This is a genomic window from Micromonospora sagamiensis (assembly GCF_014680085.1).
Taxonomy (GTDB): Bacteria; Actinomycetota; Actinomycetes; order Mycobacteriales; family Micromonosporaceae; genus Micromonospora; species Micromonospora inyonensis.
Genome location: NZ_AP023438.1, coordinates 3,253,850 through 3,266,106, shown reverse-complemented (window position 1 = coordinate 3,266,106; position 12,257 = coordinate 3,253,850). Strand labels below are relative to the sequence as shown.

The 12,257-nt window shown below is 74.2% G+C and carries 15 protein-coding genes; 12 read left to right on the top strand and 3 right to left on the bottom strand.

What is annotated here, in order from left to right; all coding sequences use genetic code 11:
• Window positions 1-30: 30 nt before the first annotated feature.
• Window positions 31-807 carry a prepilin peptidase gene (locus tag IGA62_RS14330; protein WP_377465491.1) on the bottom strand — a complete coding sequence of 259 codons (777 nt, stop codon included), beginning with the start codon at window positions 805-807 and terminating at the stop codon, window positions 31-33.
• A 549-nt stretch (window positions 808-1,356) separates the two neighbouring features.
• On the opposite strand from IGA62_RS14330, the gene IGA62_RS14325 reads away from it, so the two are divergent.
• The 12 genes from IGA62_RS14325 to IGA62_RS14270 all read left to right on the top strand — a co-directional run bounded on the left by IGA62_RS14325 (window position 1,357) and on the right by IGA62_RS14270 (window position 10,563).
• On the top strand, window positions 1,357-1,923 hold the full coding sequence (locus IGA62_RS14325; protein ID WP_145822229.1) for a hypothetical protein: 567 nt from the start codon (window positions 1,357-1,359) through the stop codon (window positions 1,921-1,923).
• Window positions 1,924-1,985: 62 nt separating this feature from the next.
• Entirely contained in the window at window positions 1,986-2,906 is a 921-nt protein-coding gene (locus tag IGA62_RS14320; protein ID WP_145822230.1) for a hypothetical protein, read from the top strand.
• Window positions 2,903-3,562, top strand: coding sequence for an SAF domain-containing protein (locus tag IGA62_RS14315; protein ID WP_377465471.1), 660 nt, complete (start codon window positions 2,903-2,905; stop codon window positions 3,560-3,562). Before IGA62_RS14320 ends, IGA62_RS14315 begins: the two co-directional genes overlap by 4 nt.
• A gap of 2 nt (window positions 3,563-3,564) precedes the next feature.
• Entirely contained in the window at window positions 3,565-4,365 is an 801-nt protein-coding gene (locus tag IGA62_RS14310) for a P-loop NTPase family protein (protein WP_145820897.1), read from the top strand.
• Window positions 4,355-5,953 (top strand): CpaF/VirB11 family protein, encoded by a 1,599-nt coding sequence (locus IGA62_RS14305; protein ID WP_145820900.1) that lies wholly within the window; start codon window positions 4,355-4,357, stop codon window positions 5,951-5,953. Before IGA62_RS14310 ends, IGA62_RS14305 begins: the two co-directional genes overlap by 11 nt.
• Window positions 5,954-6,029: 76 nt before the next feature.
• Window positions 6,030-6,905, top strand: a complete 876-nt coding sequence (locus IGA62_RS14300; RefSeq protein WP_145822232.1) for a type II secretion system F family protein — start codon at window positions 6,030-6,032, stop codon at window positions 6,903-6,905.
• Window positions 6,905-7,777 (top strand): type II secretion system F family protein, encoded by an 873-nt coding sequence (locus IGA62_RS14295; protein ID WP_145822233.1) that lies wholly within the window; start codon window positions 6,905-6,907, stop codon window positions 7,775-7,777. The genes IGA62_RS14300 and IGA62_RS14295 overlap by 1 nt, the downstream gene beginning before the upstream one ends.
• Before the next feature lie 26 nt (window positions 7,778-7,803).
• A complete protein-coding gene (locus IGA62_RS14290; RefSeq protein ID WP_145820902.1) occupies window positions 7,804-8,004 on the top strand; it encodes a hypothetical protein in 201 nt (66 codons plus the stop codon).
• 23 nt (window positions 8,005-8,027) lie between these two features.
• Window positions 8,028-8,450 (top strand): TadE family protein, encoded by a 423-nt coding sequence (locus IGA62_RS14285; RefSeq protein WP_377465474.1) that lies wholly within the window; start codon window positions 8,028-8,030, stop codon window positions 8,448-8,450.
• Complete coding sequence (locus IGA62_RS14280) at window positions 8,447-8,959, top strand: TadE/TadG family type IV pilus assembly protein (RefSeq protein ID WP_145820907.1); 513 nt, start codon at window positions 8,447-8,449, stop codon at window positions 8,957-8,959. Before IGA62_RS14285 ends, IGA62_RS14280 begins: the two co-directional genes overlap by 4 nt.
• Window positions 8,960-9,102: 143 nt before the next feature.
• A complete protein-coding gene (locus tag IGA62_RS14275) occupies window positions 9,103-9,471 on the top strand; it encodes a translin family protein (RefSeq protein ID WP_145822234.1) in 369 nt (122 codons plus the stop codon).
• 15 nt (window positions 9,472-9,486) lie between these two features.
• A complete protein-coding gene (locus IGA62_RS14270) occupies window positions 9,487-10,563 on the top strand; it encodes a LysM peptidoglycan-binding domain-containing protein (protein ID WP_145820910.1) in 1,077 nt (358 codons plus the stop codon).
• Window positions 10,564-10,610: 47 nt separating this feature from the next.
• Here the strand turns inward: IGA62_RS14270 and IGA62_RS14265 are convergent, their stop codons facing one another.
• Window positions 10,611-11,465: a Rieske 2Fe-2S domain-containing protein gene (locus IGA62_RS14265; RefSeq protein WP_145820912.1), complete on the bottom strand. Its 855-nt coding sequence runs from the start codon at window positions 11,463-11,465 to the stop codon at window positions 10,611-10,613.
• A 123-nt stretch (window positions 11,466-11,588) separates the two neighbouring features.
• Window positions 11,589-12,215: a 5,6-dimethylbenzimidazole synthase gene (gene bluB / locus IGA62_RS14260; RefSeq protein ID WP_145820915.1), complete on the bottom strand. Its 627-nt coding sequence runs from the start codon at window positions 12,213-12,215 to the stop codon at window positions 11,589-11,591.
• Window positions 12,216-12,257: the final 42 nt, after the last annotated feature.

Sequence of the window (12,257 nt, the reverse complement as noted above, 5' to 3'; positions counted from 1 at the left end):
CGCGGCGGCCCACCCGGGGTCGGTCCCGGTTCAGCCGAACAGCGCCAGGGTGAGGGCGGTGCCGAGGATCAGGAACGGCCCGAACGGGAGGTGGCTGGTCCAGCGGACCCGCCGGGTGGCCAGCAGGATCCCGCCGACCAGAGCGGAGAGCAGAAAGGTCAGCATCAGCCCGAGCACCGGCGCGGTCCAGCCGTACCAGCCGAGCAGCGCGCCCGTGCCGAGTGCCAGCTTGGCGTCCCCCAGGCCGAAGCCGCGCCGGCCGAGCAGCAGCGTGGTGGTGGCGAAGCCGGCGGCCAGCGCCAGGCCGGAGAGGGTGGCCCGGACCCAGGGACCCGGCCCCGCGCCGGTCAGCGCGGCGGCTCCGAGCAGCAGCCAGGTGCCGGCGGCCGCCGGGTAGGTGAGCCGGTCGGGCAACCGGTGCACCGCTGCGTCCACCAGGGCCAACGGCACCGCCCAACCCAGCCACCAGCCGGCCGCGAGCAGGGCGAACGGGGGCAGGTCCAGCGTCACGAGCAGCGCCAGCGCGGCGAGCGCGGCCAGTTCGACGCTGCCGGGCGGCGGCCCGACCCGGGCCCGGCAGCGCAGGCACCGGGCCACCGGGGTGAGCGCCGGCACCGGCCGGTCCAGGCTGATCGGCACGGCGCAGGCGACGCAGCCGCTCCGGGGCGGCACCCCCGGCGGTACGGCGTGCCGCAGCGCGGCCAGCCGTAGGGGCGGGGTGAGGGCGAGGACGGTGGCGAGGCGTACCCAGGGCCGGGTGGCCCGGTGGGCGGCCGACGGCCGGGTCAGGGTCATGTCGATCTCCAGGCGCGGGCCGGGGCAGCCGGAACCGCGAATACGCAAAGTAGTTTCATCATCGCCGGAACGGCACCTCCGATGAGCTTCGTCACCCGGCACACCACCTGACAGCCGAGCCGGCCCGCCGACCGGCACCACCTGCCGCGAGGGCGTCCGGCGGGTGCCCCGGCGAGTGGATGCGTTGTCGCGTACCGGAATCCGTGGTGGCGCGGTCCGGCGACCGGTCTCCGCCTGGCCGGAGGGGCCGGCGCCGGGAACGCCCGGCCCGGTGACGGCGGCACCGCTGCGGCATCCCTACCACCCCTCGTCACGGAGAGTACTCACGTGAATTGCCTCTGTTGCATCGGCTGTCGTCAGCCTATGCTCGCCCCTTGGGTGGGACGCAACAGTCGACGGGGAACGCCGACTGACGGCCGGGCAAAGACCCGGCAGGAAATCGACATATATCCGCAACAGCAAATACAGATCAAAGATCGAATGATCCGGACCGGGGCATCCGGACGCGCTGCCGCATACCCGGAAACCGGCCGGACGGGCTCCGCATCGAGGAGGGTGGCGTTGCGAGCACGGCATCCCCGGCGCTGGACGGCCTGCCTCGTCGCGCTCGCGCTACTCGGCACCGGCACCGCCTGCGGGGCGGATCCCGAACGGCCCGGCCGGGCCACGGCGGAACGCGACCCCGTTGATCCGGAAGCCCGGAAAGCGGATGAGGCGGCGGCCGGAAAGGCGGCCCTGGCGGCGTACGCCGGCTACCTGAACGCTTCCCGGGCGGCCAGTGCACGCAGTGATCCACATCATCCCGACCTGGCCAAATACCTGGCAGATCCACTTCTGACCAGGGTACGGCTGGCAATTCGTGAGGCGAAGGAGCACGGTGCCATGCGTACCGGAAAGCTCGTTTCCGACCCGACCGTCACCGTGGTCAGCCTGGACACCGTCCCGGCCGCCGTGGAGATCCAGGACTGTCTCGACGCGACCGGCTACAAGCTGGTCTACGCGAAGACCCGCAAGGTCGTCCCCGGCACCGGGGCGGGACGCCACCTCGCCACGGCCACCGCGACCCGCTACCCGGACGGACGCTGGCTGATCAGCGCCGGGGTCGCCCACGAGGACCAGCCGTGCTGACCCGGGAGGTCACCGCACCCCGGGGCACCACCGGGGCAGGCCCCGCACCGACCCGGTCCCGCCTGTCCGGGGCACCGCACCGGCTGGTCGCCGCCCTGCTCGCCGCCCTCACCGGGCTGGCGCTGACGATCACCGCGCCCGCGCCCGCCGTCGCCGACCCGGGGGCCGAGTGCCCGGTGGGGCAGACCGACTGCAGCGTCTGGGACGACGAACCGGGCATCCCGGGTGGCGGTGGGGGCGACGGCGGAGGGGGTGACGGCGGCGGGGGCGACGGTGGCGGCGGCCCGGCCAAGTGCCAGTGGAACGGCCGGACGATTCCCTGCTACGACGACGTCCTCGGCTGGTTCAACAACAGCGACGGCTGCTACTACAAGCTCGCCGAGCCCCAGCCGGCGGACACGCCCGAGGGCAAGCAGGCGTACGTCCGCACCTGCAACGGCGGTGACCTGGGCTCGCAGGACACCGTCTTCCTGGACGCCCCGCCGCCCGGTTTCGGCGCACCGCCGGACCCGGAGGAGCTGGCGTTCCGGGCGCTCGCCTCGATCGACCTGCTCCCGCCGCGCATCTCGGTGGCCCCGCGCAAGAGCCAGGGTCCCGGCCTGGTCGGGCTCCCGGTCTGGCTGTGGGCCAGCCCCGGCCCGGCCTACTTCGGCCAGCTGACCGCCTCCGCCTCGGAGCGCGGCGTGACGGTGAGCATCACGGCCCGGGTGACCGAGGTCGTCTGGAACCTGGGCAACGGCGAGACGGTCACCTGCGACGGTCCGGGCACCCCCTACTCGACCTCCGGTCCGTTCGCCGGGCAGCCCTCCCCCGACTGCGGTTACGACACGGGTTACCAGAAGGCCGGCACGTACCGGATCAACGCCACCACCCACTGGACCGTCCAGTGGTCCGGCGGCGGGCAGAGCGGCACCATCCCGGTCACCCGGGCCAGCAACGGCGTACAGATCCAGATCAACGAACTTCAGGTGGTGACCGAGTGAGTCTGGTGACGCACAAAGGCCCGGGACCGGTGGACGCCCCGGTCGCCCCGCCCAAGGTGGTCCGGCAACGACGGATGCGGCCCGGCCTGCTCGGCCTGGCGGTGCTCCTGATCGCGCTGGGCGGCCTCGGCGCGGCCTTCGCGGTCACCTCGGTCCGCGCCACCGGCACGTACCTCGCCGTCGCCCGCCCGGTCGGGGTGGGCACGGTGCTCAGCGCGGACGACCTGATGTCCGTCCAGGTGGCCGGCGGCCAGGGCCTCAAACCGGTGCCGGCCGGCGACATCGACGACGTGATCGGCAAGCGGGCTGCGGTCACCCTCACCCCGGGCACCCTGGTCACCCAGGCACAGCTCACCGACAAGCCGCTGCTCGGCCCCGACCAGCAGCAGCTCGCGCTCGGCCTCAAGCCGAGCGAGGTGCCCGCCCGCGCCCTCCGCCCCGGCGACCGGGTGCTGCTGGTCAGCACCCCGGTGAAGAGCAGCGACGGCCGGACGACCACCTCGGCCACCCGGTTCACCGCGACCGTCATCGACAGCGACACCCCGGAGACCGGCACCGTCGTGGTCTACCTGGCGGTGTCCGTCCGGGACGTGCCGGCGGTGGTGGCGCTCAACGCCGAACGACGGATCGCGCTCGTGCTGACCGGGTCGGTCTGAGCATGGCGATCATCGCGCTGGTCTCGGCGAAGGGCTCGCCCGGGGTGACCACCTCGGCGCTGGCCTGCACGCTGAGCTGGCACCGCCGGCTGGTGCTGGCCGAGTGCGACCCGGCCGGCGGCTCGGTGCTCGCCGGCTACCTCGGCGGAGTGCTCGACGGCCCCCGGGGCCTCGGCGAACTGGCCGTCGGGGAACTGCGCGACGGCAACCTGGAGACGATGTTCTGGTCGCAGCTGGTCGACCTGGACGCGCCGAAGCGGGAACGCCTGCTCCTGCCCGGCGTGGTCGACCCCGTCCAGGCCGGTAGCGTCGCCCCGCTCTGGCAGCGCTTCGCGGACTTCTTCGGCACGCTGGAGAACGGCGTGCCCCCGTACGACGTGCTGGTCGACTGCGGCCGGTTGGCCGCCGTCGGCCCGCCCTGGCCGGTGCTGCGCGCTGCCGCGGTGGTCCTGGTGGTGACCCGGGCCACCCTGCCCGGCATCTCCGCGACCCGGTCGCTGGTCCGGACCATCGGGCGGGACTTCACCGAGCACCGGGTGGCCCCCGGCTCGCTGCGCCTGCTGGTGGTCGGCGACGGCCACGGCAACAGTGAGATCAGCAAGGCGCTCGGGCTGCCGGTGATCGCCCGGCTGCCGGACGACCCGCGTACCGCCGAGGTGCTCAGCCTCGGCGGAACGGTCCGGGCCGGACGGTCGCTGATGCGCGCGGCCGGCGCGCTGGAGGTGCCGGTCGGCGCGCTGCTGGACCGGCGGCGGGCCCGCCTGGGCTGGCCCACCGGCCAGGAGGTCCCGCATGCGGTTTGAACCGGTCCAGCACGACCCCCGGTCGGCCACTTCGGTCACCCCGCCGCTGGCCCCCGCCAACGGACACCGCCACCCGGCCGTGCCCAACGGGCACCCGCACCCACCCACGCCGAACGGATATCCGGCCGCGCCGAACGGCCGGCACCACGCCGCCGGTGCCGGAGTGGCCCTCGCGCCGCCGCCCGGACCGACCCCGTCGTCGCGCCCCCGGGTCGACTTCACCGTCGTCCGGGAGCTGCGCCGGGAGCTGAGCGAGCGGCTGACCGTCTGGCAGCGCGGCCGGGACTTCACCGTCGACGAGGAGGACGTCGAGCGGGCCCGGATCGCCGTCGACGTGGTCGCCGAGTACGCCGACGCGGTGCGCCGGGCCGGCACGCCGATGCCGGCCGACGAGGAACGGCACCTGCTCCACCAGGTGACCGCCGAACTGGTCGGGCTCGGCCGGCTCCAGACCCTGCTGATCGACCAGACGATCGAGGAGGTGCACATCCTCGGCTGCGACCAGGTGCGGATCACCCGGCACGGCGGCGGGGTGGACTGGGCCGACCCGATCGCCGACAGCGACGAGGAACTGGTGGAGATCCTCCAGGCCGCCGCCCGGCGGGCCGGCGCGACCGAGCGGTCGCTCTCCACCGCCAAGCCGACCCTGGACCTGCAACTGCCCGACGGGAGCCGGCTCGCCGCCGTCTACCTGGTCAGCAGCCGCCCGTACGCGGTGATCCGGAAGCACAACACGCTCGACGTGAGCCTGGACGACATCGCCGGGTTCCGTGCCGACCTGGACGAGATGGTCGACGTCCTGCTGCGGGACTTCCTCCGCGCGGCCATGCGCGCCGGGCTGAACATCATGGTCGCCGGGCTGGCCGGGGCGGGTAAGACCACGGTGGTCCGGGCGCTGATGGACGAGATCCCGCCGGACGAGCCCTTCGTGCTGCTGGAGGAGAGCCGGGAGCTGCTGCCGGCCCGCCGTCAGCTCCGGCACCGGGCGGTGATGAGCTTCGAGGCCCGGGAGGGGCACGGCGAGCGCGGCCTGGACGGCCGACCCGCCGGTGAGGTGACCATCGCCGACCTGATCCCGGTCTCGCTGCGGATGGGCGTGCTGCGGATCGTCGTCGGCGAGGTGCGGTCCCGGGAGATCGTGCCGATGCTCCAGGCGATGACCACCAGCCGGGGGTCGATGTGCACCATCCACGCCCGGACGCCCGCCGGGGTGACCGAACGGATCATCGAGCTGGCGCTCTCGCACGGGCGGGAGATGACCGTCGACCAGGCTCGCCGGATGGCCGGCAACGCGCTGGACCTGATCGTCTACGTCAACGTCGACGACGAGACCGCGATCGGTGGCCGCAAGCACCGCTTCGTCTCGCACGTGGAGGAGGTGATCGGGGCCGGCGAGGGTAGCCGGATCACCACCACCGAGGTCTTCGGCCCCGGACCGGACGGCCGGGCGGTGCCGAAGCACCTGCCCGAGCGGGTCCGTCAGCAGCTCCTCCGGGTCGGTTACGACGCCCGGTTGCTCAGCCCGTACATCGAGGCGGGCACCGGTGCGTGGCGGCGGCCCCTGCAGACCCGGCTGGGTCGGCGGTGATCCCGGTGGCCGGACCGGTCGGGCACCGGACGTGGACGGGAGCGAACCCGTGATCGCCGACGTCGAGCTGATCGCCATGGTCTCCGGGGCGGCCTGTGTGGCCGGGCTGGTGCTGGCGGTGGTCGCCCTGGTCGGCACCACCCGCCCGCCGGGCCCCGGACCGGGCGGCGGGACGGGGCTGCGCCGGCTCTGGCTCGGATCCGGCACCAGCCGCCGGGAACAGCAGCGCCACCAGGCCCTGCTGGTGGGGGCGGCGGTGGCCGGTGCGCTGGCGTTCCTGCTCACCGGACTGCCGGTGGTCGGGCTGCTGGTCGCCGTCGCGGTGCCCGGTACGCCGTGGCTCTTCTCGGTCGGCGGGGCCGAACAGCGGGCCATCGCCCGCATCGAGGCGGTGGGCGAGTGGACCCGCCGGCTCAAGGACATCTCCGCCACCGGCCAGGGGCTCCAGCAGGCCATCGTCGGCACCATCGCCACCGCGCCGCCGGAGATCGAGGAGGAGGTACGCCTGCTCGCGGCCCGGCTCCAGGCCGGCTGGCTGGCCCGTCCCGCCCTGCTCGCCTTCGCCGACGACATCGGCGACCCGGTCGCCGACCAGGTGGTGGCGGCGCTGATCCTGCACCTCACCGACCGGGGCGAGCGCCTCGGCGACGTGCTCGGGGCCATCGCCGGGGCGGCGGCTGCCGAGGTGGCGACCCGCCGGGAGATCGAGGCGAAACGCACCCAGCCCCGGTTCGCGGTCCGCTTCCTCACCGGGATGACCCTCGCCACCCTCGCGTACGGGCTGCTGAACACCGACTACATCCGCCCGTACGGCACCCCGACCGGGCAGGTGGTGATGGCGGTGCTCGGTGGCCTCTTCGTCGCCCTGCTGGCCTGGGTGCGCTCGATGAGCCAGCCTCCGCGTCCGGCGCGCTTCCTGCCCGCCCCCGACCCGGAGGACGCGCTCGCATGATCCTCAACTGGCATCTCACCCTCGCCGTCGTGGGCGGCGCGGCGGTCGGGCTCGGGGTGTTCCTGGTGGTCCGGGAGATGCTGCCGGCCACCCCGGCGCTGGGGCCGGCGTTGCGCCGGCTGCACCAGCCGCCGACCGCCGCCCGGACGATGACCGCGTCTGCCGACCGGAACCTGGAGTGGCTGACCGGGACGGCCCGCTGGCTGCGCCCCCCGCACCGGCAGCTCGCGCTGATCGGCCAGACCCCCGAGCAGTACGCCCTCTCGGTGCTCCTCTCCGCGCTGATCGGGCTCGCCACGCCGACCATGCTGACCATCGGGCTGTCGGGGTTCGGGCTGCGGCTGCCGTTCGTCGTACCGGTGCTGGGCAGCCTGGGGATGGCGTTCCTCGCCGCGCTGCTCGCCCACCGGGCGGTGCTGGAGAAGGCGGAGAAGGCGCGGGCGGAGTTCCGCCAGGCGGTCTGCACCTACCTGGACCTGGTCGCCCTGCAACTCTCCGCCGCGCACGGGCCGGTGCAGTCCCTGGAACGGGCGGCGGAGGTCTGCGACGGGTGGGTCTTCGACCGGATCCGCGAGGCGCTGCGGATCGCCCAGATGCAGATGCACTCCCCCTGGGACGAACTGCGCGATCTCGCCGACAGGATCGGCATCCCGGAGCTGGGGGACGTCGGCGCGATCATGCGCTCCTCGGGCAGTGAGGGCGCGCAGGTGCACGAGACCCTGCGCAGCCGCGCCGACGCCCTGCGCGACCAGATCCGCACCGACAACCTGGCCCACGCCGAGGGCATCACCAGTCGGCTCGACATCCCCGGCTCGCTGCTGGTGTTCGTGCTGCTCGGCTTCGTCGCCTACCCGTTCATCGCCCGGCTCTGATCCACCCCGACGACAAGGAGAACGTCATGGCCTTCTTCACCTACCTGCACGTCGCCGTCAGCACACGCCTGGCCGAGCTGCGCCGCGACGGCGAGCGCGGGGACAGCCCGGTTCCGACGGCGGTGATCATCTTCGGCCTGGTGGCCGCTGCGGCGGCCGTCACCGCGCTCGTCGCCAGCAAGGCCAGCGCCTGGATGAACGCCATCCCGGGCCCTTCGCAGCCCTGACGGACGTGCGTCGACGACTCCACGTGACCGCTCGCCGGGTAGCCGCTGCCGCCCGGCGTCGGGTCATGTCCGACGGAGGCGACCGGGGGGCCAGCCCGGTCGAGCTGGCCGTGGTCATGCCGGCGGTGCTGCTGCTCCTCTTCGGCTCGATCCAGGTCGCCGCCTGGTTCCTGGCCCGGAGCACGGCGATGCACGCCGCGCAGAGCGGGGTGAACGCGCAACGCGTCCACCAGGCACCCGCCGGGGCGGGCGTGGAGCGGGCCACCGCCTTCCTCGCCGCCGCCGGGGACTGGCTGGCCGACCCGAAGCTGACCTGCGCCACCACCGCCACCGAGGTCACCTGCACGGTGACCGGGACGTCGATCTCCGTGGTGCCCGGAGTGCACCTGACGGTGTCGCAGACCGCCCACGGCACGGTGGAACGGTGGACGGAGCCGGCCCGGTGAGCCGGCCGTCGGTCGGTCGCCGCCTCCTCGGCCGCCTTCGCAGCGGACGGGACGCCGAGCGCGGATCGGTCTCGGTGGAGGTGGCCGTCCTCGCCCCGGCCTTCGTGGCGCTGATGGTGCTGGCCGGGGTCGCCGGGCGTACCGCCGTGGGAGCGGAGGCCATCCAGGCCGCCGCGCACGACGCGGCCCGCGCCGCGTCGATCTCCCGGGACGCCGGCACGGGGCAGGACGCGGCCGTCGCGGCGGCCCGGAAACAGCTCGACTGGCAGGGGCTCAGCTGCGTCGGCCCACCGTCGTTCACCTTCACCGGATCGGTGGACGGCGCCCCCACCTCCTTCGCGGCGGCGTACGCGGCCGCGCCGGGGCAACCGGCCGCCGTCTCGGTGCAGGTCAGCTGCACGGTCTCGTTCGCCGACATCCACCTGTCGAGCCTGCCCGGAATGCCGGCCGGTCGGCTGGTGTCGGCGCGTTTCACCTCACCCCTGGACAGCTACCGGAGCCGGGCGTGAACGGGCAGCGGCTCTCGGCACCCGGGGCGAGCGCGCCACGGCTCCCGGCACCCGGGGCGAGCGGTCGACGGTGGTCGTGGTCCGGCCGTGGCCGGGGCCTGCGCAGGGACGAGGGCCGGGTGAGCCTGTTCCTGGCGGTGAGCATGACCGGCGTCCTCATGGTCATCGGGCTCGCCTTCGACGGCGCCGGGCAGCTACGCACCATGCACCGGGCCGACAACCTCGCCGCCGAGGCGGCCCGGACCGGTGGGCAGGCCATCGACCGGGCGCAGGCGATCAACGGCGGCAAGAAGGAGATCGACGAGGCCGCCGCCACCGCCGCGGTCCGGAGCTACCTCACCGCCGCCGGCGTCACCGACCACACGGTCAGCTTCCCGGTCGTCGACGGCGAGAAGCGCATCACCGTCCGGCTCACCATCACCTACGACAGGTACCTGCTCGGCTTGTTCGACCTCACCGACTCCGTGACCGTCTCCGGCGAGGCCACCGCACGCGCCATCACCGGACCGTAGAGAGGAAGGCAGCCCATGGCCGTATCCCGTTCCGCCCGGCGGACCGGCCAGGTCCTGACCGGCTTCGGCGCACTCGTCGTGCTCGGCGCGGTACTCGTCGGGGGTCCCGTCGCCCTCGTCGCCCTCGCCGGCAACCCGCTGCCCTCGGAGGTGCCCACACTGGAGGCCATCGGCACGGCGTTGACCAGCCGGGACAACGGGCAGCTCTTCCTCCGGGCGCTGGCGGTGCTCGGCTGGTTCGGGTGGGCGACCTTCGCCTTCTCCGTCCTGGTGGAGCTGGTCGCGCACGTGCTGCGCCGACCCGCGCCGAAGCTGCCCGGCATGCGCAGCCAGCAGCGCGCGGCTGCGGCGCTGGTCGGCTCGGTCGCCCTGATCATCGCGGCCAGCCCGGCGGCGACCGCGGCGACCGCCACGTACGGCACCACGTACGCGCTGTCGGCCCCGGTGACGGCGGCCGGACCGGCCACGGCGTCGATGCCGACCACCGTCGCCCCGGTGGCCCGGGGCGTGGCCACTCCGGTGACCGGCACGATGGAACAACCGCCGTCCGACCAGACCCAGGTGTACCGGGTGGCCAAGGGCGACTATCTGGGCGAGGTCGCCGAGCGCTACCTGGAGGACTTCCAGAGCTATCGGGTGCTGGTCAAGCTGAACAAGCTCGGCGACCCGGACCGGATCCACCCGGGGCAGCTGCTCAGGCTGCCCGACCAGGCCACCGACGACGGTGTCCGGCCGCACGCCACCGGCCGGCTGGTCAACAAGCCGTCCCCGCGTCCGGCCCCGCCGCCGGCGGCGCCCGCCCCCGACCAGGTGCCCGACGAGACCCCGCAGCAGGTGCCCGACCAGACTCCGCAGCAGGTCACGCCGCCGCCGACCACCGACTGGCCCCAGGAGGAGGCACCGCCGATGACCGTCGGGGCGGCCCGGCCGGGTCAGGAGGACCGGGTCAACCGACCGCTGGCGGTCTCCGCCGTGCTGGCCGTGGCGAGCATCGTCGGCGCGCAGATCGGGGCGGTGTTCGGCCTGCGCCGCCGGCCGGCGTCGTCGACGGCCAGCCGCGTCCTCGGCAGCGGTCGGCACCGCCGGGGCTGACGGTCGACGGGCGCATTCGTCGAGCCCTCACCGGGACCCCGGGCGGCTCAGGGCAGGCGGGTCTGGAGAACGCCGTCGACGACCCGGGTGGCGAGCACCTGCTGGTCGTTGGCGGCCGGTCCGTGCACGACCTTGCCTCCGCTGTTGAGCTGGAAGGTGCTGCCGTGCCACGGACAGACGACGCACGGGTGACCGTCGATCTCCGTCACCTCGCCCTGGCCGAGCGGCCCGCTCTGGTGCGGGCAGCGCTCCAGCATGACGGTGACGTCGTCGCCGTGCCGGTAGAGGATCACCGACACGTCGTCGATCTCGCGGGTGACCAGTTCCCGGTCGGGCAGGGTGGACACGTCGGCGAGCGGGTGCCAGCCGTCACTGATCAGGTTCGCCTCGGAGACGCTCTGGTTGACCTGTGCCCCCTGCTTGTACGCCAGGTGCCCGCCGAGGTACGCCCCGGCGCTCGCCGCGGAGAGCCCGAGGTACGCCAGCGTCCGCCCGAGGTTGTGTCGACCGTTGAGGCGGGCGGCCAGCGAGCCGGCGTAGCAGGCCAGCCCGATGGTGTTCGAGGCGGCGTGCACCAGCCCCACCCGCCGCTGCTCCCGGTTCAGGGCCGCCCAGTCGTTGAGCCCGGCGACGGCGGCCGGCACGGCGCTGGCCGTACCGACCGCCACCAGCGTGGTCGCCGCGCGCCGCTGGCCGGGCATCGCGTCGAGGACGGCGGCGCTGATCCATGCGCCGACCGGCACCTGCACCATCGCCGGGTGCAGCGGATGCCCCAGCCACACGCCGTGCAGCAGGTCACGGACGCGCTGCGGCCGGAGGGTGGCCTGCACCGCCCGCTGGAGGCGGTCGCCGACCCGGTCCAGGCCGGTCGCCTGCTCGATCTTCGTCAGTAGTGCTCGCACCCGTACCGACTTCCCGGTCCGGGAGCTCGCAAACCGGGCGACGGGGACGAACTCCCCGCCCCCGACCGGCGGGGCCTGGACCGGCGGCGACCAGCCTGCTCGGGCGGTCCGTCGCGCCTCCGGTCAGGCGTCCGGCGTCCACCGGTCGTGATGGATGGCGGCGGTGAGCGGACGGGCCTGCCGCCAGCCGTGCCGGGCCAGGTCGGGTACGGCCTCGAAGTGGGTGACCGGCCCGAGGCAGAGCCACGCGACCGGGCGGATGCCGGCGGGAATGCCGAGCAGGTCGGCCAGCCAGGGTTCCCGGTAGAAGGAGACCCAGCCGACGCCGAGCCCTTCGGCCGTGGCGGCGAGCCAGAGGTTCTGGATGGCCAGGCAGGTCGAATAGAGGCCGGTGTCGGCGATGGCGTGCCGGCCGAGCACCGCCGGCCCGCCCCGCGACTGGTCGTGGGTGACCACGATCGACAGGGTCGACTCCCGCACTCCGTCGATCTTGATACGGGCGAACCGTTCGGCCGCCTCCCCCTCCAGAGTGGCGGCGAAGACGTCCCGCTCGGTCCGGACGTGCTCGTGGAAGCGGTGTCGGGTGTCGGCGTCCCGCACCACGACGAAGTCCCAGGGCTGGGAGTAGCCGACGCTCGGTGCGGCGTGCGCCGCGGCCAGCACCCGGTGCAGGGTGTCGTCGGGCACCGGCTCCCCGGTGAACTGGGCGCGTACGTCCCGACGGCGGTGGATGACGTCGTACAGGTCCATGGCAGGCTCCCGCTGCGCTCGGCCCACCCGGGCAGGGGTGGG